This is a genomic window from Variovorax guangxiensis, assembly GCF_003952165.1.
GTDB classification, from domain to species: Bacteria; Pseudomonadota; Gammaproteobacteria; order Burkholderiales; family Burkholderiaceae_C; genus Variovorax; species Variovorax guangxiensis.
Genome location: NZ_RXFT01000001.1, coordinates 1158989 through 1183726 on the forward strand (window position 1 = coordinate 1158989; position 24738 = coordinate 1183726).

Here is a 24738-nt window from a genome sequence, read left to right on the forward strand (position 1 = left end):
TCCGGTGGCCGCGGGCTGCCGGTGAGGCGGCCCCACAAGAAGATTTCCATACCTCGAGGAGAAGTACCGTGACCGCACGCCGTCAATTGATCATCCGTTCCGTCGCCGTTGCCGCAGCGCTTGCCGCGGTTGGCGCCCCGGGCCTCGCGCTCGCGCAGGCCAAGCTGAAGGTGGCGGCGGTGTACACCGTGCCCTTCGAGCAGCAATGGGTGGGCCGCATCCACAAGGCGCTGAAGGCGGCCGAGGCGCGCGGGGAGATCGAGTACAAGGCCACCGAGAACGTGAGCAACGCCGACTACGAGCGCGTGATGCGCGAGTACGCCACCGGTGGCAACCAGTTGATCCTGGGCGAGGTGTTCGGCGTGGAGGCCGCGGCGCGCAAGGTGGCGAAGGACTTCCCCAAGGTCGCCTTCCTGATGGGTTCGTCGCTCAAGCCGCAGGCGCCCAACTTCAGCGTGTTCGACAACTACATCCAGGAGCCCGCCTACCTCAGCGGCATGGTGGCCGGCGGCATGACCAAGAGCAACCGCATCGGCATGGTCGGCGGCTTCCCCATTCCCGAGGTCAACCGCCTGATGAACGCCTTCATGGCCGGCGCGAAGGAGACGAACCCGAAGGTGGAATTCAGCGTGAGCTTCATCAACAGCTGGTTCGACCCGCCGAAGGCCAAGGAAGCGGCCTTCGCCATGATCGACAAGGGTGCCGACGTGATGTACGCGGAGCGTTTCGGAGTCTCGGATGCCGCCAAGGAAAAGGGCAAGCTCGCCATCGGCAACGTGATCGACACCCAGAGCCAGTACCCCGACACGGTGGTGGCATCGGCCCTGTGGAACTTCGAGCCGGCCGCCGACCGAGCGATCAAGCTCGTGAAGGAAGGCAAGTTCGCCGCCGAGGACTACGGCGTTTACGCGCAGATGAAATACAAGGGCTCCGAACTCGCGCCGCTGGGCACCTTCGAGAAGAAGGTTCCGGCCGACATCGTCGCGAAGGTGAAGGCCAAGCAGGCTGACATCCTCTCGGGCAAGTTCACCGTGAAAGTGGACGACTCGCAGCCGAAGTCCACCGCAAAATGAAGTACACCCCCAGGCTCCGCGCACTTCGTGTCGCTTCTCCTACCCCCTTGCAGGGGGCAACACCTGCGGCCCGGCAAAGCCGGTTCCGCGGTGTTCCCCGAACAGTCAGAGGCGTTCTTGCCGCCGCGGTACTCGGTATTTCGCTGACCGGCTGCGTGGGTGTCTACAAGGGCGGCGCCGTCGCCATCAACAGCAGCACCCGGCTCGACGACACGCCGCGCATCGCGGTGCTGTCGGCCTTCGAGCCGGAGCTGAAACTGCTGCTCACACGCCTGCAGGGGCCGGCGAAGCACAGTGTGAACGGGGTGGAGTTCACCACCGGCACGCTGGAAGGCAAGCCGGTCGTGCTGTTCCTCTCGGGCATCAGCATGACCAACGCCACGATGAACACGCAGCTGGTGCTCAACCGCTTTCGCGTGACCAACATCGTGTTCAGCGGCATCGCCGGTGGCGTGAACCCGTCGCTGCACGTGGGCGACGTCACCGTGCCGGCGCAATGGGGCCAGTACCTCGAGGTGCTGATGGCGCGCGAAACCGCGCCCGGCAAGTACAGCGCGCCACCCTTCATCACCGACGCCACGCTGCCCAACTTCGGCATGATGTTCCCGCGCCCGGTAGAGGTTCGTTCGGCGGCGCACCCCGAGATCCAGCGCAAGTTCTGGTTCGAGGCCGACCCGAAGATGCTGGAAGTGGCGCGCAGCATCCGCAACGTCGATCTGGCCAACTGCAGCGCAGGCAAGTGCCTGCCGCGCAAGCCGCAGCTGGTGGTGGGCGGCAATGGCGTCTCGGGCCAGGCCTTCATGGACAACAAGGCCTACCGCGAATACACCTACAAGACCTTCCAGGCCAACGTGCTCGACATGGAGACCGCCGCCGTGGGCATGGTCGCCTACAGCAACGGCGTGCCCTTCATCGCCTTCCGCTCGCTCAGCGACCTCGCGGGCGGCGGCGACGGCGAGAACGAGATGGGCACCTTCATGGGCATCGCGGCGGACAACTCCGCCAAGGTCATGCTGGCCTTCCTGGCCGCGTGGAAGTGACGGCACCTGCGTCGCCGCTCCCTCCGGCGGGGGGAGCAAGTGCCACCGTCCTGCGCCTGCAGGGCATCACCAAGCGCTTCGGCAGCCTCGTCGCCAACGACGCGGTCTCGCTCGACCTGAAGTCCGGCGAAGTGCTCGCGCTGCTCGGCGAGAACGGCGCGGGCAAATCCACGCTGATGTCCATTCTTTTCGGCCACTACGTCGCCGAAGAGGGCGGCATCGAGGTCTTCGGCGCGCCGCTGCCGCCGGGCAACCCCAAGGCAGCGCTGGCGGCCGGCGTGGGCATGGTGCACCAGCACTTCACGCTGGCCGACAACCTGAGCGTGCTCGACAACGTGATGATGGGCACCGAGCCGCTGTGGCGCCCGGTGTCGCGCCGCGCCGCCGCGCGCGAGCGGCTGCTCGACGTGGCGAGGCGCTTCGGCCTGCCGGTGCAGCCCGACGCGCTGGTGGGCAGCCTCTCGGTCGGCGAGCGCCAGCGCGTGGAGATCCTGAAGGCGCTGTACCGCGGAGCGCGCATCCTCATCCTCGACGAGCCCACCGCCGTGCTCACGCCGCAGGAGAGCGAGGCGCTTTTCGCCACGCTCGCGCAGATGGTGGCGCAAGGGTTGTCGGTGATCTTCATCAGCCACAAGCTCGACGAGGTGCTGCGCGTGTCGCACCGTATCGCCGTGCTGCGCGGCGGCAAGCTGGTGGCCGAGGCACGCACGGCCGACACCACGCAGGCGCAGCTCGCGCTGTGGATGGTCGGGCACGCGGTCGAAGCGCCGCAGCGACGGCCCGCGAAATCGGTGGGCGATGCCGTCTGCGTGCTCGACCACGTGAGCACCGCGGCCTCCGTCAAGGGCGACGGACGCGACCGGCTGCGCGAGGTGTCGCTGACGCTGCGCGCCGGAGAGATCACCGCCATCGCCGGCGTCTCGGGCAACGGACAGGTCGCGCTGGCCGAGCTGCTTTGCGGCACGCGCCGCGCGACCTCGGGCACGGCGCAGCTGATGGGCCGCGCGCTGCCGCCCTCGCCCGCCCGGCTGGTGCAGCGCGGCGTCGCACGCATCCCCGAAGACCGCCATGCGGTCGGCGTGGTCGGCGACCTGCCGGTGTGGGAGAACGCGGTGTCGGAGCGGCTGCGCAGCCCCGTGTTCTCGCGCTGGTCGTGGATCGTGAAACGCGCCGCCGCCCGCCTCCATGCGCGGCGCATCGAAAAGGCCTTCGACGTGCGCGGTGCCGGCCTGATGGCGCCGGCCCGCTCGCTCTCGGGCGGGAACATGCAGAAACTGATTCTTGGACGCGCCCTGCTGGCGCCCGAACAACCCGAGCCCGATGCCGGCCAGGACAAGGCCGACAGGAAGCACCCCAACCGAGCCCCGCGCCTGATCGTCGCGCACCAGCCCACCTGGGGCCTGGACATCGGCGCCGTCGCGTACGTGCAGCAGCAGCTGATCGCTGCGCGAGACGCGGGCGCCGCCGTGCTGGTGATTTCCGACGACCTCGACGAAGTGCTCGCGCTGGGCGACCGTGTGGCTGTGATGCACGGCGGCCAGTTGGGCGAAGCTCGTCCCGCCTCGGCCTGGACGCGCGAGGCCATCGGGCTGGCCATGGCCGGTGCGAAAGGAGCCTCGTCATGATGCGGCTCGAACGACGCCACGAAACCTCGCGCACGGCGCTGGTGCTCGCCCCCATTGGCGCGATCGTCTTCACGATGGCGATCAGCGCGCTGCTGGTGCTGTGGGCCGGCGCGCCGGTCGGCCGCACCTACGCGCTGCTGCTGCAGGGCGGCTTCGGCTCGGTGTTCGCGTGGAGCGAGACGCTGACGCGGGCTATTCCGCTGATCCTCACCGGGCTGGCGGTCACGGTCGCCTTCAAGGCGCGGCTCTTCAACATCGGCGCCGAGGGGCAGCTCTACGCGGGCGCGCTGGCTGCCGTCGCCGTGGGCGGCATGCACGGCGGCACCGGCTTCGAGCTGTCGCCGTGGCTGCTGTTTCCCTTGATGATGCTGGCCGCCGCCATCGCCGGCGCACTGATGCTGCTGGGCCCGGCGCTCATGAAGAACCGGCTGGGCGTGGACGAGGTGGTGACCACGCTCTTGATCAACTTCATCGTGCTGCTGGGCGTGTCGGCGCTGCTCGACGGGCCGATGAAAGACCCGACCGCCATGGGCTGGCCGCAGAGCGTGTCGCTGCAGTCCGACCTGGAGCTCGGCAAGCTCGTCGCGCAGACGCGGGTGCACACCGGCCTGCTGTGGGCGGTGTCGCTGGCGGTGATGGTCTGGGCGGTCTTCAAGTACACGGTGCTGGGCTTCGACATCCGAGCCGTGGGCGCGAACGCGCGCGCCGCCGCCTTCGCGGGGGTGCCGGTGACGCGCACGGTGGTGATGGTGGCGCTGCTCTCGGGTGCGCTGGCCGGGCTGGCGGGCGCCATAGAGGTGGCGGGCCGCACCAGCTACGTCACGCTCGACATGTCGCCGGGCTACGGCTACACCGGCATCGTCATCGCGATGCTGGCGGGGCTGCATCCGCTGGGCGTGATCGCAGCCGCCGTGTTCGTGGCGGGCGTGCTGGTCGGCGCCGACACCATGAGCCGCGCGGTGGGCGTTCCGACCTACATCGCCGACGTGATCGTCGCGGCCTCGCTGATCGCGGTGCTGGTGGCGACGCTGCTCACGCAGTACCGGGTGAGGATGTCGAAATGAGCGACCTCCTCGACATTCTTTCCAACGCCGCCTTCTGGGTCGCGGTGCTGCGCATCGCCACGCCGCTCATCCTCGGCACGCTCGGCGTGCTGCTGTGCGAGCGCGCGGGCGTGCTCAACCTCGGCATCGAGGGGATCATGGTCGCGGGCGCCTTCACCGGCTGGCTCGCGGTGTATGCCAGCGCACCGCTGTGGGTGGGCGTGGGCGTGGCCGCGCTCGCGGGCATGGTGTTCGGGCTGCTGCACGCCTTCCTGACCGTGGGGCTGGCGCTATCGCAGCACGTCTCGGGGCTGGGCATCACGCTGCTGGCGACCGCGCTGAGCTACTTCGGCTACCGCGTGAGCTTTCCGAAGGTGAACACGCCGCCCACCATCACGCCCTTCTCGCCGATGGACTGGCTGCCCATCCCGATCCTGAACGCACAGACCGCGCTCACCCTGTTCGCGCTGCTGCTGGTGCCGGTGGTGGGCTGGGTGCTGTACCGCACGCCGCTGGGCCTGGCGCTGCGCATGGCCGGCGAGAACCCGCAGGCAGCCGAAAGCCAGGGCGTCTCGGTCGCGGCCACGCGCACCGGCGCCATCGTCGCGGGCTCGGCGCTGATGGGCATGGCCGGCTCCTTCCTCACGCTGTCGGCCTTCAACGCCTTCTTCTTCAACATGGTGAACGGGCGCGGCTGGATCTGCGTGGCGCTGGTGGTGTTCGCCTCGTGGCGCCCGGGCAAGGCCCTGCTGGGCGCGCTGCTGTTCGCCTTCTTCGATGCGCTCCAGCTGCGACTGCAACAATCCGGCGACGCCGTGCTGCCCTACCAGATCTACCTGATGCTGCCCTACCTGCTGTCGATCCTGGCGCTGGTGCTGGTGGCACGCAAGGCAAGCTACCCGCAGGCGCTGATGAAACCGTACCGCAAGGGGGAACGCTGATGACCACCAGGACCGCCACCATCGCTCGAGGCGCCCTGCTCGCGGCGCTGCTGGCGCTGGGCGGCACGAACGTCGCGCGCGCACTGGGCATGAACTACGGCTACGAGGCCTTCAGCACAGCCGACGCCGTGACCTGGGTGCAGATGTGCGGCACCTGGGGCAAGGACCACCAGGGCACCTACCGGGTGGTGCACGCCGAGCAGTACGCCCAGTCCTTCCTCTACGTGCAATGGATGACGCGCGATGCCAACGGCAGCCTGCGCGTCGAGCACACGGTGGCAATTGCAGAACTCGACAACGACCACGCGGAAATCTCGCTGTCCGACCTCACCTGCCGCGCCACGCCACGCGGCATCGTCGTCACGGCAAAGGCCGATTCGGGGCACGACGAGAAGCTGCGCCGCGTGACCATCGAGGTCGGGCCTGCGCCAGGGCAGTACCGGTACCGGGCGCAGAACACGCGCTGAGACGCTGGCATCCGGGCGGTGAGGTGAACACGGCACTCCATCTGGACACGACGAACGGCTGTCTCTCGGCGGCCGGCGTCGTTGCCTGTACCGACACCCGCGCCGACAGCCTGCCAGACTCTTTCGCACGGACGGCCCAGGCCGTGCTTGTCGAAGGCCGGCTCGTCGACTGCGTCTTCGCACGCGCAACCACGACATCCGGCGACATGGCCGTGCAGCTCATGCTGCGCTTCGAAGAACTGCTGTTGGTCAGCTGCTCCCTGACTCTCACGACGCCCGCCCTGCGCAAGCTCGAGGAAGCCGACTTCTACGGCAGCGTAGACCAGCGCTATCGCTTCCACGAGCGCTGGCTGGCCTCCATGGGCGTTTCCCGCAACCCGGCGGCATTCCCCTGGGGCCGTGCCGGCGTCGCCCGCGACCGCAGCGACAACGTGTACATCTACATCCACAACCGGAACAACCGCTGGGCTCTCCGATAGCCTCGCGAGGAACAGGAAAAGGCCCCCACGATGCTCGACCTCCTCATCACCAACGCCACCCTCCCCGACGGCCGCACCGGCATGTCGGTCGCCGTGCAGGGCGGACGCATCGCCGAAATCACTCAGGGCCTGGATGCGCCGGCACACGAAACGCTCGACGCGCAGGGCCTGCTGCTCGCGCCCCACTTCGTCGACCCTCATTTCCACATGGACGCCACGCTGAGCTACGGCCTGCCGCGCGTCAACCAGAGCGGCACTCTGCTCGAGGGCATCGCGCTATGGGGCGAACTCAAGCCGCTGCTGACGGCAGACGCGCTGATCGAGCGCGCACTGGCGTACTGCGACTGGGCGGTGGCCAAGGGATTGCTGGCCGTGCGCTCGCACGTGGACACCAGCGACCCCAGCCTGCTGGCAGTCGATGCGCTGCTGGAGGTCAAGCGCAAGGTGGCGCCGTATCTCGACCTGCAGCTGGTCGCCTTTCCGCAGGACGGCGTGCTGCGCTCGCCCGGCGGCGTCGAGAACCTGGAGCGCGCGCTCGACAAGGGCGTGGACGTGGTCGGCGGCATTCCGCATTTCGAGCGCACCATGGCCGAGGGAGCGGCGAGCGTGAAGCTGCTGTGCGAGATCGCCGCGGCGCGCGGCAAGCTGGTCGACATGCACTGCGACGAGTCGGACGACCCGCTTTCGCGCCACATCGAGACGCTGGCCTTCGAAACCCAGCGCCTCGCGCTGCAGGGCCGCGTGACCGGCTCGCACTGCACCTCGATGCACTCGATGGACAACTACTACGTGAGCAAGCTGCTGCCGCTGATCGCGCAGAGCGGCGTGTCGGTGGTGTCCAACCCGCTCATCAACATCACTCTGCAGGGCCGCCACGACACCTACCCCAAGCGCCGCGGCATGACGCGGGTGCCCGAACTCATGGCGGCCGGCGTGAACGTCGCCTTCGGCCACGACTGCGTGATGGACCCCTGGTACGGCATGGGCTCGGGCGACATGCTCGAAGTGGCGCACATGGGCCTGCACGTGGCGCAGATGACGAGCCAGGACGGCATCCGCCAGTGCTTCGAGGCGGTGACGACCAACGCGGCGCGTGTGATGCACCTGGAGAACTACGGCCTCGAGGCCGGCCGCGACGCGAGCTTCGTGCTGCTGCAGGCGCGCGACCCGGTCGAGGCGATACGCCTGCGCGCCGCGCGGCTCAAGGTGTTCCGCAAGGGCCGCCTGCTGGCCGAGACGCCGGCCGCCACGGCCAGCCTGCACCTTCCGGGCCGGGGCGCCTCGACGAGCTGGATGGCGCCGAAGCGCCAGGGCTGAGTCCGAAGGCTACGTGCCGCCCGGCACGATCTGCATCGGCAAGCGCAGCCGTGCATGCAGGCCCGCACCGGGCGGCGTCTCGAGCTCGAGCCACCCGCCGTGTGCCTGCGCGACGCGCTGCACGATCGCCAGGCCGAGACCCGCGCCGGCCACGCCGCTGCGGTCAGCCTGACCGCGACGGAATGCCTGCCTGAGCTCGTCGGCCTCGCGGGGATCGATGCCATCGCCACGGTCGATGACCTCGACGATCACCTCTTTTCCATCCACCCTGGTCGACAGCGTGACCGGCGGCCTGCCGTGCCGCCAGGCGTTCTCGATCAGGTTGTCGATGGCGCGCCGCATGGCTTGCGGGCGCAACGCGAGCGCGGGCACGCCGCCCAACTGCAGCGCCACCGGGCGGCCATGGTCGGCGCAGGCTGCCGCCAGCGAGCGAGCCATGTCGTCGAGCGACGTCGCTACCGGCCTCTCGTCCCCCTCGCTTCGCGCAAAGTCGAGAAACTGGCCCACGATGGCGTCCATTTCCTCCACGCTGCGCGTCATGCTGCTCACGAGTTCAGGCTCCATGCGCTCGCGCAGTATTTCCACCCCCAGGCGCAGCTTGGTGAGCGGTGTGCGAAGGTCGTGGGAGATGCCGGCCAGCATCAGGGCGCGCTCGCGTTCGGTCTGGCGCAGGCTGCTCACCAGTTGATTGAAGCTGCGGCTCACGGTCGCCACCTCGGTCGGGCCGTCTTCGGGCAGCGGCGGGGGCTCGCGGCCCCCAGCCAGCGTCTGCGCGGCCTGCACCACGCGCACCAGCGGCCTGTTGAGCCGGCGCTGGAACCACAGCGCTCCCGCCAGGGCGAGCAGCGCACTGCCTATCGACACCGCCACCAGCGCCCCCGTGAACTCGCGCGCCGGCAGCACGCCCGGCATCACGATCCAGTGCTCGCTGCCGTCGAGCGTCAGCCGCAGGGCGAGGCCGCCGTCCTCCTCGCGGCGCCAGACGGCCTCGACACCGAGGCTGGCGATACGCGCCGACACCGAGCGCACGAAGCTGCGCTCCAGCGGCGTGAGCATCGGGCGCGGGCCCTCACCCACCTCACCCGCCTCGCTCGCCCGCCTTGCGCGATCGGCCCGGCCAGCCAGCGCCTGGCGATTGAAGCCCTCGACGAAGGCCGGCCGCTGCGCGGGCGGCAGCGCCAGCAGGCCGGAGCGGATCGCGCCCACATTGCGCGCCACGCTTTCGGCGATCTGGTCCAGGCGGGGCTTGAGCACCATCTCCCGAAGCAGCAGCGCGCCGCCGAGCTGGCCCAGCACGATCAGCAGGACGATCAGCAGCGCATTGCGTCCGAACAGGCTGTGGGGAAGGAACTTCATGGCGCGCCTCTCATGGCACGAACAGGTAGCCCACGCCCCAGACGGTGCGGATGTGGCGCGGCTGCGCGGAGTCGGCCTCGATCAGCTTGCGCAGCCGCATCACCTGCACGTCGATGCTGCGGTCGGTCGCTTCATGGTCACGGCCGTGGGCCATCTCGATCAGGCGCTCGCGGCCCAGCGGCCGGTTGGCGTTGAGCGCCAGCGCCTGCAGCAGGGCGAATTCGCCGGTGGTCAGCGGAATGTTTTCCTTCATGCCGTCCGATTCGCGTTCGAGGCGCCGCTCTCCGAGGTGCAGCGTGAACATGCCGAAGCGCACGCTTTCCTGCGCGGGCACGGGCCCGGCGTGCGCGCCCAGCATGCGCTGGCGGCGCACCAGCGCCTGGATGCGCGCCAGAAGTTCGCGCGGGTTGAAAGGCTTGGGCAAGTAGTCGTCGGCGCCCATCTCGAGGCCGACGATGCGGTCGACCGGGTCGCCGCGCGCGGTGAGCATGAGGATGGGAATGGTCTCGCCCTGGGCGCGCAGCCGTCGGCACACGGCCAGGCCGTCCTCGCCCGGCATCATGATGTCGAGCACCAGCACGTCGAAACGCTCGCGCGCGAGCAGCTTGTCGAGCGGCTGTGCGCTCTCGACGGTACGCACGGCATAGCCCTGGTCGCCCAGGTAGCGCTGCAGCAGCGCGCGCAGGTCGGCCTCGTCGTCGGCAATCAGGATACGGGCCAGCGCTTCGGTCATGCGGCGGATCGTAACGGCGGCCGCGCTGCCCGGTCGCGCGGGAAATCATGACAAACGATGACACGATCCGGAGAAGCGCTCACGGATTGTCATGAACGCACCTGCCCGCGCCATGGCTGGCTCACATCTCGCGGCCACAGTCGCCGCCATGGCCTCGCGAGGTGCGGGGCCGGTACTGCGAGGAGTTCCGAACATGAAGCGCGTTCTTTCCCTGTCCACCTCCGCCATGCTGGCCGGCGCGATGCTGGCGGCCAGCGCGGCCTCCGATGCCGGCGCGGCCAGCCGGCATGTGGTGCGGCCCAACTCTGCGGGCGGCACCACCGCCACGAACATGCGGGCGGTGCGCGGACCCTACGGAGGCTACGCCGCGCGTGCGGGCACGACCTCCGTCAACCCCGACGGTTCGGCCAGCCACCGCAGCGGCTTCGCGGCGACCGGCGCACGCGGCAGCGTGACCAGCAGCGGCAGCGCGAGCCGCGACGCATCGGGCAACCTGACCCAGACCCGCAGCTCCACCGCCACGAGCGCCGTCACCGGCAACAGCGTGCAGAGCAGCACCAGCTACAGCAGCGGCAGCGGCCTGACGCACAGCGCCACCTGCTACAGCGCGGCCGGCGCGGTCATTCCCTGCCGTTGATGCCGGGGGGGAGAGAAACCATGAAGACCAGTCACGCCCTCCTGCTGGCGCTGGCAACGGCGTCCTTCGCCGCCTGCGCCCGGACGCCCGATGCAGGCCATGCCACGCAGATGCGCACCGAGCTGCACAAGCGCTTCGGCGCCGCGGACATCGACGTCGACGGCCGCCTCACCCGCGACGAAGCCCGTGGCAAGATGCCGTGGGTCTACCGCAACTTCGACGCCATCGACAGCGCCCGTGCGGGCAGCGTGACGATCCAGCAGATAGAGGCCTATGCCATGACCCAGCAACGCGGCACGCGGCAGAGATAGCACCATGTCCTTCGATGCGATCCGTGAATCCATGGGCCCCGGCGCCACGGCCTGGCTGACCGGCCTGCTTGTCTTCGTGCTGGCCGCGGCCACGCTGGAAGGCCTGGTCCAGAGCTTCGTGCGGCGCCGGGCCTACGACTGGCGTGCCTACGGCGCCTCGCTGGCCGACGCGGTGGGCCGGCGCGCGGTCGACGCGCTGGGCCTGTCGATTGCCGCGCCGGTGCTGGCATGGGCGCATGCGAACCGGGTCGACACCATTTCGCTGTCGACGCCAGCGGCCTTCGCACTGCTCTTCGTGGGGCAGGAGTTCTGCTACTACTGGTATCACCGCGCGGCGCACCGGGTGCGCTGGTTCTGGGCCACGCACGCGGTACACCACTCGCCCAACGAACTCACGCTGGCCGCCGCACTGCGCCTGGGCTGGACGGGCAAGCTCACCGGCACCGCCCTGTTCTTCGCGCCGCTCGTGTGGCTGGGGTTTCCGCCGCTGGCGGTGGTGGCCACGCTGGCCGCCAACCTGCTCTACCAGTTCTGGCTGCACGCGCCGTGGATGCCGCGCCTTGGGCCGCTCGAATGGGTGCTGAACACGCCGACGCACCACAAGGTGCATCACGCGTCGAACCCGGAATACCTCGACCGCAACTACGGCGGCGTGCTGATCGTGTTCGACCGGATGTTCGGCACCTTCGCGCAGGAAAGAGACGGCGTGCAGCTGCGCTATGGCCTGACCACGCCGCTGCTCACCCACAACCCGCTGCGTATTGCCTTCCACGAATGGGCGAACCTGGGCCGCGACCTGCGGCGAGCCAAGGGGTGGCGCGCGAAGATATCGACCCTTTTCGGTCCACCGGGAGCCTTGTCATGACGCGTCTGCTGCAGATCTGCGCAGCCTGGCTGTGCATGGCGGCGTTCTTTCCCGCGGCGGCGCAGCCGTCCGGTTCGCCGATCTCGCTACCCGGCGTGCGGCTGCTGGCCGACCAGCCCTACGGCCCCGATGCACGCCAGCGCATGGACGTCTACCTGCCGCCAAAGGTGCAGCACGGCGCGCCGGTGCTCGTGATGGTCCACGGCGGCGCCTGGATGCTTGGCGACAAGGCCGCCGCATCGGTGGTCGACCGGAAGGTCGAGCACTGGGTGCGCGAGCAGGGTCTCATCCTGGTTTCGGTGGGCTATCGCTTCGTGCCGCAGGTCGACGTGATGCAGCAGGCGCAGGACGTGGCGCGTGCCGTCGCCACCGCGCAGGCGAATGCACCGTCGTGGGGTGGCGACGCCGGCCGCTTCGTGCTCATGGGCCATTCGGCTGGCGCGCACCTCGTCGCGCTGCTCAGCGCATCGCCTTCCATCGCGCGGCAGCAAGGCGCCCGCCCCTGGCTCGGCACTGTGGCGCTCGACAGCGCGGCGCTGGACACGGCCGCGCTGATGCAGCGCCGGCACATGCCCTTCTACGACCGCGTGTTCGGCAGCGACCCCGCCTTCTGGCGCAGCGTATCGCCCTCCGACGCGCTCGCACCTGGCGCGCCGCCGATGCTGCTGGTGTGCTCCACGCAGCGCCGCGACGGCTCGTGCACGCAGGCGCGGCAGTTCGCGGCACGCATCGGGGCAACGGGTGGCCGTGCGGAGGTGGTGCCGGAAGATCTTTCGCACGCGCAGATCAACGACGAACTGGGGCAGCCCGGCGCATACACCTCGGCGGTGGATGCCTTCGTCCGCTCGCTGACCGGGACGCCCGGCCGGAGCTAGGCCAGCTGCCGCGCGAGCGTCGTCAGCGCCTCGCCGACAGGCTGCTCGACCTTCAGCGAAAGCAGCGCATCGGCCCGCGTGCGCCCCAGGTTCACGGCCGCCACCGGCTTGCCTGCCGCGGCGGCCGCCTGCACGAAGCGGAAGCCCGAATAGACCATCAGCGAAGAGCCAGCCACGAGCACCGCATCGGCCTCCTCCAGCGCGGCGAAGGCGGCTGCGACGCGCTCCTTCGGCACGCTCTCTCCGAAGAACACCACGTCGGGCTTGAGCAGGCCACCGCAGTGCGGGCAGGCGGGCACGTCGAAAGTGGAGAAATCGCGGCCTTCGAGGTCGGCGTCGCCGTCGGGTGCGGCGCGGGCTTCCAGCTCGGCCCAGCGCGGGTTGCGCCGCCGCAGTTCGAGCTGCAGTTCGGAGCGCGGCGTGCGCCGCTCGCAGCCCATGCAGCGCACGGTGTCGATACGCCCGTGCAGGTCGACGGTGCCGCGGCTGCCGGCCGCATCGTGCAGGCCGTCGACGTTCTGCGTGAGCAGCAGGCCGACGCGCCCCGCGTCGCCCAGCTTCGCCAGCGCGCGGTGCGCGGCGCCGGGCCGTGCGCCCGCCATGGTCGGCCAGCCGATCAGGCTGCGCGCCCAGTAGCGCTTGCGCGTGGATTGCTCGCCCATGAAGGCCTGGTAGGTGACGGGCGACGGGCGCTTCCACTCGCCGTCGAGGTCGCGGTAGTCGGGAATGCCCGATTCGGTGCTGCAGCCTGCGCCGGTGAGCACGAAGAGCTTGCGGTGGCGCGTGGCGAAGTCGGCCAGCGCGGCGGAATTGGCGTCCATGCGGGCGAGCATACGTGGGCGCGCCGTGGGCCGCTCGCGCCGGGGATTGGCGGCAGCCGGCATTGCGTACGGCAGCCTGCGTTCCTAGGATGGCGGTCTTTCCCTCGAAGGAGCCAGTTCGCATGATGAAAGTACAGGGCGCCTGCCATTGCGGCCGGATCAGCTACGAAGCCGAGGTCGATCCCGAGAAGGTCGGGCTGTGCAACTGCACCGACTGCCAGGTGCTCTCGGGCACGGCGTATCGCGTGTCGGTGACGGTGCCCGCCGCCGGCTTCAGGCTGCTGAGCGGCAAGCCCCGCGGCTACGTGAAGACGGCCGACAGCGGCGTGCTGCGCCGGCAGAGCTTCTGCGAGAACTGCGGTACGCCGGTCTGGGCCAGTGCCGACAGCGACACGCCTCCCAGCTACACGCTTCGCATCGGCCCGCTGGCGCAGCGCGCACTGCTGGCCCCGCGCCGCCGGATATGGTGCCGCTCGGCGCTGGCGTGGTCCGAGAACCTGAGCGGGCTGCCTGCGGCGGACGCGGAACCCGCGCCATCGGCCTGACAAGCTCCAAGGGTCAGGCCCGGCCCTCGCCGAGGTCGCACCACATGTGCACCTTTCCAAGCAAGGCACCACCGAGCGCAATGGCCATCGGCTCGACGCCGAAGCTGCGGAAGCCGCAGTCCTCGTAGAGTTTCTGCGCGGCTTCGTTGCCTTCGGTGACGGTGAGCTGCACCACCCGCAGGCCGGCGCGCGCCCGCGCGTGGTCGAGCAAGGCCAGCACCAGCCGGCGGCCGAAGCCCACGCGTCGCGCAGAGGCCTTCACCGACATGCCGAACAGCGTGGCCTTGTGGCTGGCTCGCTCGCGCGTCTCGAAGCTCAGGCCAGCCGCGCCGACCAGCGCGCCGCTGTCGTCGAATGCGCCGTAGACCACGCTGTCGCCGCTCGCACCATCTGCGGCCCCGAGGCGCTCCATCCACCAGCTCAGCGGCAAGGCGGCACGCTCCTCCACCGTGGAGGTGAAGGCGCTGGGGTGCCTGGCGTAGGCGTCGAGCATCACGGCGCGATAGGCCTCGGCGTCGGCCGCGCTCAGGCGGCGGACGACGTTGCGATCGCGCGGCAAGGCCTCAGAAACGGACACAGACAGCCTGCCTCTCCTGCAGCACGGCTTCCTGCGCGAACCTCTGGCGGTACGCGCCGATGATGGCGGCGATGGCGGCGTCGTCCTTCTCGCTGCGCGCATGCAGCAGCACGACCAGCTTGGAGCGCTCGCGCACCACTTCGCCCGACACGCCTCGCCACTGGCCCGCCGCATCGATCACCGTCAGGCCCTGCGGGAACGCGGGTGTCACGGTGCCGTCGAGGAAGGCGGTCCACTCGGCGTCCGACACCTGGCCGCCCGAGGGAATGGCACGGCCGAAAAACAGGGTGTCGCGCTCGAAGGTCTCGAAGCCGCTCCCGCAGGCCCTTGCGCCGCCGGCCCCCGGGGGCGGCAAGGTGCCGCAGCCGGCCAGCGCCAGGGCGGCCGCAAGCGCGACGCGGACAGCAGACAGGGTCGCTCTTCTGGTTGTCATGCGCGCACCTCCTTGCATCGTCGTTGTTCAGCCCGGCAGAAAGACCAGCGGCGCGGGCTGGCCCTCGGCGGGCGGCTGGCCGCGGTCGAGCAGCCGCCAGCCGGGATTCCAGCGCGAAAGGCGGTTTTCGGCAACGGCCTCCTCCAGCATCGACTGGGCGGCTTCGGGGCGCTGCCAGTCCAGCGCCAGAGTGCGCAGGTCCCAGTCCCACCAGGGGCAGGCGCGGATGCGCTCGACCAGTGTGTCGGGAAAGCGCTGGCGGATCACCTTGGCAGGCACGCCGCCCACCACGGTGAAGGGCGCCACGTCGCGCGTCACCACCGCGCCCGCGCCGATCACCGCGCCGTCGCCGATGGCGATGCCGCTCTTGAGGCTGACGCGCGAGCCGATCCACACGTCGTTGCCGATGGTCACCGGCGAGTGCGACGGAAACTGGCCGACCGACTGGTGGCGGTACGGCTCGGGGAAATTCGGCGCATAGGCCAGCATGTGCGTGGTGAACCAGTCGGCCGGATGGTCCGACAGGGTCTGCACGCCGTCGCCGATGGAGCAATAGCGCCCCATGCGCACGTCGACGAGCAGCGCGCCGGGCGAGATGCTCGTATACGCACCCACGGAGCAACTCGCATGCAGCTGGGCCGAGTGCCAGATGCGCACCGGAGTCTCGAAGCGGAACGGCGTCGGCAGAAGGCAGCCGTCGGACAGGAAGAGCCCGTAGCTTTCGAGCCCCTTCGACAGTTCGGCGTTGATCGTCAGGCTCATGGGCTGGGCGCTCGGTTGCGTTGCTCAGGCCTCGGGCGCGATGGCCTCGGCGTATTCGTAGAGCGCGCCGAGGATCTCTTCTCCACGCTCATCGGCGTTCTCGGAGAGCGCGTCGACTTCGCTGAACAGCATCTCGATGGTGCGCGCCCCGCCCTCGCCCTTGAAGAGCTTCGCGACACGCAGCGATTCCCAGCGCTCGGTCTCGTCCTCGTTCAGCAGCTGCGGCCAGTTGCGCGCGCGATAGCGGAAGAGGATTTCTTCCAGACGGCCATCGTCGAAGCCCGTGCGATCCTTGGCCAGCTCCTCTGGCGACAAGCCGCGCAGCTGGTTCAGGCGCCGCCGGTCGGCGTTGCCGACGAAGCCGCCGTACAGGTCTTCGTCGACATCGGGCGTGGCCTCCCTGGGCCGGGCGTAGACCTGCGACCAGATCGCGCTCATGTCGGGCAGGTCGCGCGCAATGGCCGCGTGGCGCATCGCCGCTTCGAGATCGACGCCCCAGCGCTCGGCCATGGGCGCCGCGAGCGTGCGCAGGTTGCCGACCACCATCGGCGACTTGTTGAGGTGCACGCCCTTGATCGGCAGGCGCACCACGCCCTCGGGCAGGTCGGCCGTGCGGGTGAAGAGGCGCAGCCGCAGCGTCTCGACGTCGATGTCGCGCAGCTCGCTGGGGTCGTGGGCCAGGTCCCAGGCCAGCAGTTCGTTCTTGTTGGTGGGGTGGCTGGCCAGCGGCCACATCACTGCAAGGCAGCCGCGCTCGACCGGGAACATGCCCGAGACGTGCAGGAAGGGCTTGGCGGTCTCGCGCGTCGCGGGCAGGCCCAGCTCGGTGGCGACGCGGTCCTTCCTGTGCAGGCCGAAGGCGAAGTCGAACAGCTTGGGCTGCTTGCTGCGGATGAGGCGCGCCAGCGCGATGGTGGCGCGCACGTCCGACAGCGCATCGTGCGCCGATTCGTGCAGCAGGCCGTTGGCGCGTGCCAGGTCTTCGAGCTTGAAGCTGGGCTTGCCGTCCTCCTTCTTCGGCCACTCGATGCCCTCTGGGCGCAGCGCATAAGTGAGGCGCACCACGTCCAGCAGGTCCCAGCGGCCGCATTCGTTCTGCCATTCGCGCGCGTACGGGTCGATCAGGTTGCGCCAGAACAGGAAGCGCGTGACCTCGTCGTCGAAGCGGATGGTGTTGTAGCCCACGCCGATGGTGCCGGGCTGCGAGAACGCCTTCTCGATTCGGGCGGCGAACTCATGCTCGGGAATGCCGCGCTCCAGGCACAGCTGCGGCGTGATGCCGGTGATGAGGCAGGCCTCGGGGCTGGGCAGGTAGTCCGGCGCGGGCTTGCAGTAGATCATCAGCGGCTCGCCGACTTCGTTGAGCTCGGCGTCCGTGCGGATGGCCGCGAACTGCGAGGGACGGTCGCGGCGCGGCACCGCGCCGAAGGTTTCGTAGTCGTGCCAGAGAAAGGTGTGGTTCATTCAGAGCAAGGGTGAAAACAGGCGTGCGATCGCGTCGCCGAGGCGGCGCCAGAAACCCTGGCGCCGGTTGGCGCGCACCGCGCCGGAGCTGTGCAGGTCGGTCTCGAACTGCGCCGCCAGCGGGCGGGTCAGCTCGGGGCCGTAGACCACCGCGCAGACCTCGAAGTTGAGGCGGAAGCTGCGGTTGTCGAAATTGGCGGTGCCGATCATCGCGCAATGGTCGTCCACCACCAGGGTCTTGGAATGGAGCATGCGCGCCTTGTACTCCCAGACCTTCACGCCGGCGGCGATCAGCTCGTCGAAGTACGAACGCGCGGCGGCGCTCACGACGGCCGAGTCGCTGCGCCGCGGCACCAGCAGGCGCACGTCGACACCGCGCAGCGCGGCGCTCGTGAGCGCCATCAGCGCGGGCTCGCCGGGCACGAAGTACGGCGTGGTGAGCCAGGCGCGGTGCGTGGCCGAATGGATGGCCTCGACGTGCATGCGGTGGATGGCTTCCATCGGGCTGTCGGGGCCGCTGGTGACGATCTGCACCGGGATGTCGCCGGCCTCCAGCTGCGGCAGCATGGCGTTCAGCGCGTCGTCCATGCCGCGCGGATCTTCGCCTGTGGCGTAGGTCCAGTCTTCGAGGAAGGTGGTCTGCAGCCAGCGCACCGCGCTGCCTTCGACGCGCAGGTGCACGTCGTGATACGCGTCGGGGTTGGTGCGCTTGTCTTCCTCGTCGGTGATGTTCACGCCGCCGGTGAAGCCCACGCGGCCGTCGCACACCACGATCTTGCGGTGGGTGCGGTAGTTGGTCACAGGGCGCAGGCGGCGTCCGATCTTGGTGTCGTGGAACAGCGCCACCTTGACGCCCGCGTCGAGCATCGGCGCCATGAACTTGCGGCCTATGCGCTTGGAGCCCAGCGCGTCGATCAGCAGGCGCACCGTCACGCCCTCCTTCGCGCGTTCGATCAGAAGGTCGCGCAGCGCGGTGCCGATGCGGTCGGGCTCGAAGATGTAGTACTCGAGGTGGATGTGGTTCCGCGCGGCGCGCACGGCGTCGAAGATCGCGTCGAAGGTGCGCGCGCCGCCGGAGAGCAGTTCGACATCGAGCGCGCTGGACACCGGCAGGCCGCAGGTCGCGGTGCCCAGCTTGGCCATCTGTTGCAGCGCTGGAGGAGCGTCGCGCGCCGCGTCGCGCAGCCGCGCCACGTCGGCCTGGGCGAAGGCACTGGCGCGGCTGCGCAGGCGCTTCAGGCGCTGCTTCTTCAGCCGCTGCGGCCCGAGGAAGTAGTAGACGACGAAGCCCGCGAACGGCAGCAGCGCCAGCGAGAGGATCCAGCTCATCGTCGAGACCGGCGCGCGCTTCTGCATCACGATCCAGACCGACAACACCGCGATGTAGCCGCTCCATGCCAGGGAGAGGCCGGTTTTCCATTCGTGGCTGAGTTCGGGGAGGATCAAGGCGGAAAAACGGTTGGTGCTGGTGCGCGGTTCGATATGCGTGGCCGCAAAGAAAAAGGCCGGTAGCGATGCTACCGGCCTTTGACTTCATTGCAGAAACCGCTACGGGCTCATTCAGCCTGCCGCTGCTTCCTCTGCTTCGGGTTTCTGCTTGCCTTCCTTCTTCGGAAGGGGCTGGATGTCGAGCAGCACTTCGTCCTTGTCGTCGAGGTCGACTTCGAGGCGGCCACCGTCGGTCAGGCGTCCGAACAGCAGCTCGTCGGCCAGCGCACGGCGGATCGTGTCCTGGATCAGGCGCTGCATCGGGCGTGCGCCCATCAGCGGATCGAAGCCCTTCTTCGCCAGGTGCTTGCGCAACTTGTCGCTGAAGGTGACTTCCACCTTCTTCTCGCCGAGCTGGGTCTCCAGCTGCAGCAGGAACTTGTCGACCACGCGCAGGATGACCTGTTCGTCGAGCGCCTTGAAGTTGACGATGGCGTCCAGCCGGTTGCGGAACTCGGGCGAGAACAGGCGCTTGATGTCGCCCATTTCGTCGCCGGCCTGCCTCGGGTTGGTGAAGCCGATCGTCGCCTTGTTCATGGTCTCGGCGCCCGCGTTCGTCGTCATGATGATGATGACGTTGCGGAAGTCGGCCTTGCGCCCGTTGTTGTCGGTCAGCGTGCCATGGTCCATGACCTGCAGCAGCACGTTGAAGATGTCCGGGTGCGCCTTCTCGATTTCGTCGAGCAGCAGCACCGCGTGCGGCTTCTTCGTGATGGCCTCGGTCAGCAGGCCGCCCTGGTCGAAACCGACGTAGCCCGGAGGCGCGCCGATCAGGCGGCTCACCGCATGGCGCTCCATGTATTCCGACATGTCGAAGCGGATCAGCTCGATACCCATGATGTAGGCGAGTTGCTTCGCGGCTTCGGTCTTGCCCACACCGGTGGGACCGGAGAACAGGAACGAGCCGATCGGCTTGTCGCCCTTGCCCAGGCCAGAGCGAGCCATCTTGACCGCCGAGGCGAGCACTTCGAGCGCCTTGTCCTGGCCGAACACCACGCTCTTGAGGTCGCGCTCGATGGTCTGCAGCTTGCTGCGGTCGTCGTTGCTGACGTTGGCCGGGGGAATGCGCGCGATCTTCGCGACGATTTCCTCGACCTCGGTCTTGCTGATGGTCTTCTTGCGCTTGCTCGGCGGCAGGATGCGCTGGGCGGCGCCGGCTTCGTCGATGACGTCGATCGCCTTGTCGGGCAGGTGACGGTCATTGATGTACTTCGCGCTGAGCTCGGCCGCGGCCTGCAGAGCCGCCACGGCGTACTTCACGCCATGGTGCTCCTCGAAGCGCGACTTCAGGCCCTTCAGGATGTCGACGGTTTCCTGCACCGACGGCTCGACCACGTCGACCTTCTGGAAACGGCGCGACAGGGCCGCGTCCTTCTCGAAGATGCCGCGGTATTCGGTGAAGGTGGTCGCGCCGATGCACTTGAGCTGACCGCTGGAAAGCGCCGGCTTGAGCAGGTTCGACGCGTCGAGCGTGCCACCCGAGGCTGCGCCCGCACCGATCAGGGTGTGGATCTCGTCGATGAAGAGGATGGCGTTCGGCTTGTCCTTGAGCGACTTGAGCACGCCCTTCAGGCGCTGCTCGAAATCGCCGCGGTACTTGGTGCCGGCCAGCAACGCGCCCATGTCGAGCGAGAACACGTTCGACTCGGCCAGGATCTCCGGCACGTCGCCCTGCGTGATGCGCCATGCGAGGCCCTCGGCGATGGCGGTCTTGCCCACGCCGGCTTCGCCCACCAGCAGCGGGTTGTTCTTGCGCCGGCGGCACAGGATCTGGATGACGCGCTCGACCTCGTACTCGCGGCCGATCAGCGGATCGATCTTGCCGTCCTTGGCCATCTGGTTGAGGTTCTGGGTGAACTGCTCGAGCGGCGAAGCCTTCTCGTTGCGCTCGCCGCCGCCCTCTTCACCTTCGCCCGAGGGAGCTTCGCCGCTGCCCTTGACGGCTTCCGGCGGATCGCTCTTCTTGATGCCGTGGGCGATGAAGTTGACCACGTCGAGGCGGGTGACGCCCTGCTGGTGCAGGTAGTACACGGCGTGCGAGTCCTTCTCGCCGAAGATCGCGACCAGCACGTTGGCGCCGGTGACTTCCTTCTTGCCGTTGCCGGTGGACTGCACATGCATGATGGCGCGCTGGATCACGCGCTGGAAACCCAGGGTGGGCTGGGTGTCGACATCGTCGGTACCCGCCACCTGGGGCGTGTTGTCCTTGATGAAGTTGGTGAGCGACGCCCGCAGGTCGTCGACGTTGGCCGAGCAGGCGCGCAGAACTTCCGCGGCGCTCGGGTTGTCCAGCAAAGCGAGCAGCAGATGTTCCACGGTGATGAACTCGTGGCGTTGCTGCCGGGCCTCTACGAAGGCCATGTGCAAGCTGACTTCCAGTTCCTGGGCAATCATGTGATTTCCTTTTGCCTTGCTGTAAATAAGTTCTCAGATGGGTTGGAGCTTGCGCAATTCAACTGGTTCATGCAACAGGTTCACTGACGCACTGGAGTGGATGCCCCGCCTGCTGGGCGGCTTCCATTACCTGGTTGACCTTGGTGGCCGCCATGTCGCGGGAATAGACCCCACAGACGCCCCGGCCATCGAGGTGGATCTTGAGCATGATCTGGGTCGCGGTTTCGCGATCCTTGCTGAAATATTCCTGGAGCACGACGATCACGAACTCCATGGGCGTGTAGTCGTCGTTCAGCATCACCACCTGGTACATCTGGGGCGGCGCGGTTTTCTGCGGCCGGCGCTCCAGGACGACCGAATCCCCGTCGTCCCCAGCCGGTTTCTGGGCCGGTGGAGCGCTGGGAGTTTTTGGAATTCTCGTTGCCATGAAAATCATTCTATAGAGCGTGCCAGCGCCGTGCCGAGCGAAAAAAACGTGGTGGCGCGTATCCGACAATTCAAGGGGTTTGCGGCCGTTGCGACAGTATTTCCGCAACGGTGCCCCAGGCAGGAGTTTTAGGCAAAAAAGTCCGCAGCAATTGACTGAAGAAGCAGCAAAAAGCCCTTGAATTCCTTCCGGAAAGTTCAAGGGCTCCTCGTTTACCGCAACGCCGCCATGGACGTCGAAGCGCAGCAATTACATGTTGTCGATCATCACCTGGCCGAAGCCCGAGCAGCTCACCTGCGTAGCGCCGTCCATCAGGCGGGCGAAGTCGTAGGTGACCTTCTTGCTGGCGATGGATTTTTCCATCGAGCTGATGATCAGGTCGGCGGCCTCCTTCCAGCCCATGTGACGCAGCATCATCTCGGCCGAGAGGATCTCGGAGCCGGGGTTCACATAGTCCTTGCCAGCGTACTTGGGGGCCGTGCCGTGGGTGGCCTCGAACATGGCGACGGTGTCGCTCAGGTTCGCGCCCGGGGCGATGCCGATGCCGCCGACCTGCGCGGCCAGGGCGTCGGACACGTAGTCGCCGTTGAGGTTGAGCGTGGCGATCACGCTGTATTCGGCGGGACGCAGCAGGATCTGCTGCAGGAATGCATCGGCGATGCTGTCCTTGACGGTGATCTCCTTGCCCGTCTTCGGGTTCTTGAACTTCATCCACGGGCCGCCGTCGATCAGTTCGGCACCGAACTCCTTGGCCGCGAGGCCGTAGCCCCAGTCACGGAAGCCACCTTCGGTGAACTTCATGATGTTGCCCTTGTGAACCAGGGTGACGCTGGGCTTGTCGTTGTCGATTGCGTACTGCAGCGCCTTGCGCACGAGGCGCTCGGTGCCTTCCCGCGATACGGGCTTGACGCCGATGCCAGAGGTGTTCGGGAAGCGGATCTTCTTGACGCCCATCTCGTCCTGCAGGAACTTAATGAGCTTCTTCGCCTTCTCGCTTTCGGCCTCGAACTCGATGCCGGCGTAGATGTCTTCCGAGTTCTCGCGAAAGATCACCATGTTGGTCTTGTGCGGCTCGCGCACCGGGCTGGGAACGCCCTCGAAGTACTGGATGGGGCGCAGGCAGACGTAGAGGTCGAGCTCCTGCCGCAGCGCGACGTTCAGGGAGCGGATGCCGCCGCCGACGGGCGTGGTCAGCGGGCCCTTGATGGAAACAACGTAGTCGCGCACGGCGTGCAGCGTTTCCTCGGGAAGCCAGACGTCGGGGCCGTAGACCTTGGTCGACTTCTCGCCGGCGTAGACCTCCATCCAGTGGATCTTCTTCTTGCCGCCGTAGGCCTTGGCCACGGCGGCGTCCACCACTTTCAGCATCACCGGGGTGATATCCAGTCCGGTACCGTCGCCCTCGATGAAGGGGATGATCGGTTGGTCAGGCACATTGAGGGAGTTGTCGGCGTTGACCGTGATCTTCTGGCCTTCGGTCGGGACTTTGATGTGCTGATAACTGGTCATGAGAGGGGACGGCTCCGGGATTGACGTACTTTTGACAACTGTCAGCGAATTCAGACACGGCGCGTATTCAGCTGTACAGCCGGCGAACAAATCGCTGTACATTTTAGACGCAACCCATCAGCAAGCGTTTGTCAACCGGCGGCCCGACGGCGTCGTTAGTGGCTGACCTTCTGCTCGCCGGGAGGCGTTTCCAACCAATTCTCGATAGAGGAATCATCAATGAGCAAAATTCTCGCAGTCATGATCGCCGGCCTGTTCGCCGCTGGCGCCTACGCCCAGAACCCGGCCGGTACGACGCCCGAGCAAGGCAACGCCACCAACAGCAAGTCGCAGCAACGCGCCGAAGCCAAGAAGGCTGCCAAGCCCGCTGGCCAGGTCAAGGCCCCGGCTGGCGACGAAGCCAAGACCCCCGAAGGCGGCGCCATCGGTGCCGACAAGGCTGCTGCCTCTGGCGAGAAGCGTGCCGAAACCCGCGACCAGCGTCGTCGCAACAAGGACGGCAGCGTCAAGCGCAAGTCGACCCAAGGCGGCACCCCGAAGTAATTCGGCCTGCCCCGCAAAAGAAGCGCTCTTCGGAGCGCTTTTTTTTCGCCCGAGGCTCCCTCGTTGCTGTCAACCGGGTGCAGTGGCCTCCGTTGAATGTCTACCTTCCGCAGGGAGGGCAATCCAGATCAACGAATTTCAAAGGATATGTTCATGAACAAGCTGCTCGCAGCCCTGGTCGCCGGTCTCTTCGCAGTCGGCGCTTTCGCTCAACAAGCCGAACCCGCTCCGGCTGCTCCCGCTCCCGCCGCCAAGGCTGCCAAGCACGCTTCGGCCAAGAAGCACGCAGCCAAGAAGCACAAGGTTCGCCACGTGGCCAAGGCCCACACGGCCGCCGCCAAGAAGGTGTAAGCTTCCACGCTCACCGGCAATGCCCGCATCAGCGGGCATTTTTATTGGTATTTTTCAATCCAGGCCGGGCCCTGGCCCCGCCCTGAAAGAGTCGTCCGATGCTCAAGCGCCTCGCCGCCCTGCTCCCCCCGCTCCTTGCATCCGCGTCGTTCATGATGCCGGCGCATGCCCAGCAGCAACCCCAGACCGATCTGTCGCGCACGCAGCTGTCGATCGGGCTGTACAAGATCGACGCGCAGGTCGCGCAAACCCCTCTGCAACGTGAAATCGGCCTGATGTTCCGCAAGGAAATGCCGCAGGCCGAGGGCATGATCTTCGTGTTCGAGCAGCCCGCCACGCAGTGCTTCTGGATGCGCAACACGATCCTGCCGCTGACCGCCGCCTTCGTTGCCGACGACGGCCGCATCGTCAACCTCGCGGACATGCAGCCCATGACCGAGAACACGCATTGCTCGCAGGAGCCGGTGCGCTACGTGCTCGAGATGAACCAGGGGTGGTTCGCCAAGAAGAACATCAAGAAGGGCGCGAAGCTCGGCGGCGAGTTGTTCGCGGCCGGCAAACGATGAGCACCGGCCGTCCATAGCCAGCAAAAAGCCAAAAAAAAAGCCGACCCATGGTCGGCTTTTTCGTTTTCGGCAGAACGCGGGATCAGCCGAAGTTCT

Annotated in this window: 27 protein-coding genes; 16 read left to right on the forward strand and 11 right to left on the reverse strand. The window is 67.9% G+C overall.

Annotation, left to right across the window (positions count from 1 at the left end):
• Positions 1–68: 68 nt before the first annotated feature.
• The 8 genes from EJP67_RS05510 (at position 69) to EJP67_RS05545 (ending at position 7985) form a co-directional block, all read left to right on the forward strand.
• Complete coding sequence (locus tag EJP67_RS05510; protein WP_126020265.1) at positions 69–1073, forward strand: BMP family protein; 1005 nt, start codon at positions 69–71, stop codon at positions 1071–1073.
• A 155-nt stretch (positions 1074–1228) separates the two neighbouring features.
• Complete coding sequence (locus tag EJP67_RS05515; RefSeq protein ID WP_240650506.1) at positions 1229–2113, forward strand: 5'-methylthioadenosine/S-adenosylhomocysteine nucleosidase; 885 nt, start codon at positions 1229–1231, stop codon at positions 2111–2113.
• Positions 2104–3738 carry an ABC transporter ATP-binding protein gene (locus EJP67_RS05520; protein WP_240650507.1) on the forward strand — a complete coding sequence of 545 codons (1635 nt, stop codon included), beginning with the start codon at positions 2104–2106 and terminating at the stop codon, positions 3736–3738. Before EJP67_RS05515 ends, EJP67_RS05520 begins: the two co-directional genes overlap by 10 nt.
• Complete coding sequence (locus EJP67_RS05525) at positions 3738–4802, forward strand: ABC transporter permease (RefSeq protein WP_206169457.1); 1065 nt, start codon at positions 3738–3740, stop codon at positions 4800–4802. Before EJP67_RS05520 ends, EJP67_RS05525 begins: the two co-directional genes overlap by 1 nt.
• Complete coding sequence (locus tag EJP67_RS05530; RefSeq protein WP_126020271.1) at positions 4799–5722, forward strand: ABC transporter permease; 924 nt, start codon at positions 4799–4801, stop codon at positions 5720–5722. The genes EJP67_RS05525 and EJP67_RS05530 overlap by 4 nt, the downstream gene beginning before the upstream one ends.
• Positions 5722–6189 (forward strand): hypothetical protein, encoded by a 468-nt coding sequence (locus tag EJP67_RS05535; protein ID WP_126020273.1) that lies wholly within the window; start codon positions 5722–5724, stop codon positions 6187–6189. The genes EJP67_RS05530 and EJP67_RS05535 overlap by 1 nt, the downstream gene beginning before the upstream one ends.
• A gap of 23 nt (positions 6190–6212) precedes the next feature.
• Entirely contained in the window at positions 6213–6668 is a 456-nt protein-coding gene (locus EJP67_RS05540; protein ID WP_126020275.1) for a hypothetical protein, read from the forward strand.
• A 30-nt stretch (positions 6669–6698) separates the two neighbouring features.
• The gene (locus EJP67_RS05545) at positions 6699–7985 is read left to right on the forward strand and encodes an amidohydrolase family protein (RefSeq protein WP_126020277.1); all 1287 of its coding nucleotides are present in this window, start codon (positions 6699–6701) and stop codon (positions 7983–7985) included.
• 9 nt (positions 7986–7994) lie between these two features.
• On the opposite strand, the gene EJP67_RS05550 is transcribed toward EJP67_RS05545, so the two are convergent.
• Complete coding sequence (locus tag EJP67_RS05550) at positions 7995–9341, reverse strand: ATP-binding protein (RefSeq protein ID WP_126020278.1); 1347 nt, start codon at positions 9339–9341, stop codon at positions 7995–7997.
• 10 nt (positions 9342–9351) lie between these two features.
• Positions 9352–10074 carry an osmolarity response regulator transcription factor OmpR gene (gene ompR, locus EJP67_RS05555; RefSeq protein WP_126020280.1) on the reverse strand — a complete coding sequence of 241 codons (723 nt, stop codon included), beginning with the start codon at positions 10072–10074 and terminating at the stop codon, positions 9352–9354.
• A gap of 193 nt (positions 10075–10267) precedes the next feature.
• On the opposite strand from ompR, the gene EJP67_RS05560 reads away from it, so the two are divergent.
• Genes EJP67_RS05560 through EJP67_RS05575 form a run of 4 tightly spaced genes read left to right on the forward strand, consistent with a single transcriptional unit; the run spans position 10268 to position 12762 of the window.
• Positions 10268–10711 carry a hypothetical protein gene (locus EJP67_RS05560; RefSeq protein WP_126020282.1) on the forward strand — a complete coding sequence of 148 codons (444 nt, stop codon included), beginning with the start codon at positions 10268–10270 and terminating at the stop codon, positions 10709–10711.
• Between the two features lie 20 nt (positions 10712–10731).
• Complete coding sequence (locus EJP67_RS05565; RefSeq protein WP_126020284.1) at positions 10732–11022, forward strand: EF-hand domain-containing protein; 291 nt, start codon at positions 10732–10734, stop codon at positions 11020–11022.
• Positions 11023–11026: 4 nt separating this feature from the next.
• Complete coding sequence (locus EJP67_RS05570) at positions 11027–11887, forward strand: sterol desaturase family protein (RefSeq protein ID WP_126020286.1); 861 nt, start codon at positions 11027–11029, stop codon at positions 11885–11887.
• Positions 11884–12762 (forward strand): alpha/beta hydrolase, encoded by an 879-nt coding sequence (locus tag EJP67_RS05575; protein ID WP_126020288.1) that lies wholly within the window; start codon positions 11884–11886, stop codon positions 12760–12762. The genes EJP67_RS05570 and EJP67_RS05575 overlap by 4 nt, the downstream gene beginning before the upstream one ends.
• On the opposite strand, the gene EJP67_RS05580 is transcribed toward EJP67_RS05575, so the two are convergent.
• A complete protein-coding gene (locus tag EJP67_RS05580) occupies positions 12759–13583 on the reverse strand; it encodes an NAD-dependent protein deacetylase (protein WP_240650508.1) in 825 nt (274 codons plus the stop codon). The genes EJP67_RS05575 and EJP67_RS05580 overlap by 4 nt on opposite strands.
• Before the next feature lie 122 nt (positions 13584–13705).
• On the opposite strand from EJP67_RS05580, the gene EJP67_RS05585 reads away from it, so the two are divergent.
• Complete coding sequence (locus EJP67_RS05585; RefSeq protein WP_240650509.1) at positions 13706–14128, forward strand: GFA family protein; 423 nt, start codon at positions 13706–13708, stop codon at positions 14126–14128.
• A 13-nt stretch (positions 14129–14141) separates the two neighbouring features.
• Here EJP67_RS05585 and EJP67_RS05590 read toward each other — a convergent pair whose 3' ends face one another.
• From EJP67_RS05590 to icd, 8 genes are all read right to left on the reverse strand, one after another.
• Positions 14142–14705: a GNAT family N-acetyltransferase gene (locus EJP67_RS05590; protein ID WP_240650511.1), complete on the reverse strand. Its 564-nt coding sequence runs from the start codon at positions 14703–14705 to the stop codon at positions 14142–14144.
• Positions 14692–15138 (reverse strand): DUF3574 domain-containing protein, encoded by a 447-nt coding sequence (locus EJP67_RS05595; protein WP_126020294.1) that lies wholly within the window; start codon positions 15136–15138, stop codon positions 14692–14694. The genes EJP67_RS05590 and EJP67_RS05595 overlap by 14 nt, the downstream gene beginning before the upstream one ends.
• A gap of 27 nt (positions 15139–15165) precedes the next feature.
• Entirely contained in the window at positions 15166–15900 is a 735-nt protein-coding gene (locus EJP67_RS05600) for a CatB-related O-acetyltransferase (RefSeq protein ID WP_206169449.1), read from the reverse strand.
• Between the two features lie 24 nt (positions 15901–15924).
• Entirely contained in the window at positions 15925–17364 is a 1440-nt protein-coding gene (sbcB, locus tag EJP67_RS05605; protein WP_126020296.1) for an exodeoxyribonuclease I, read from the reverse strand.
• Positions 17365–18810, reverse strand: coding sequence for a cardiolipin synthase (cls, locus tag EJP67_RS05610; RefSeq protein WP_126020298.1), 1446 nt, complete (start codon positions 18808–18810; stop codon positions 17365–17367).
• Between the two features lie 114 nt (positions 18811–18924).
• Entirely contained in the window at positions 18925–21246 is a 2322-nt protein-coding gene (clpA, locus tag EJP67_RS05615) for an ATP-dependent Clp protease ATP-binding subunit ClpA (protein ID WP_126020299.1), read from the reverse strand.
• A gap of 67 nt (positions 21247–21313) precedes the next feature.
• Complete coding sequence (gene clpS, locus EJP67_RS05620; protein WP_126020469.1) at positions 21314–21673, reverse strand: ATP-dependent Clp protease adapter ClpS; 360 nt, start codon at positions 21671–21673, stop codon at positions 21314–21316.
• 249 nt (positions 21674–21922) lie between these two features.
• Positions 21923–23182, reverse strand: coding sequence for an NADP-dependent isocitrate dehydrogenase (gene icd / locus EJP67_RS05625; protein ID WP_126020302.1), 1260 nt, complete (start codon positions 23180–23182; stop codon positions 21923–21925).
• Positions 23183–23401: 219 nt separating this feature from the next.
• Between icd and EJP67_RS05630 the strand changes: the two genes are divergently transcribed.
• From EJP67_RS05630 to EJP67_RS05640, 3 genes are all read left to right on the forward strand, one after another.
• Positions 23402–23725, forward strand: a complete 324-nt coding sequence (locus EJP67_RS05630) for a cell envelope biogenesis protein TolA (RefSeq protein WP_126020304.1) — start codon at positions 23402–23404, stop codon at positions 23723–23725.
• A gap of 153 nt (positions 23726–23878) precedes the next feature.
• Positions 23879–24076 (forward strand): hypothetical protein, encoded by a 198-nt coding sequence (locus EJP67_RS05635; protein WP_126020305.1) that lies wholly within the window; start codon positions 23879–23881, stop codon positions 24074–24076.
• Between the two features lie 98 nt (positions 24077–24174).
• Positions 24175–24642, forward strand: coding sequence for a DUF192 domain-containing protein (locus EJP67_RS05640; RefSeq protein WP_126020307.1), 468 nt, complete (start codon positions 24175–24177; stop codon positions 24640–24642).
• Positions 24643–24738 lie beyond the last annotated feature (96 nt).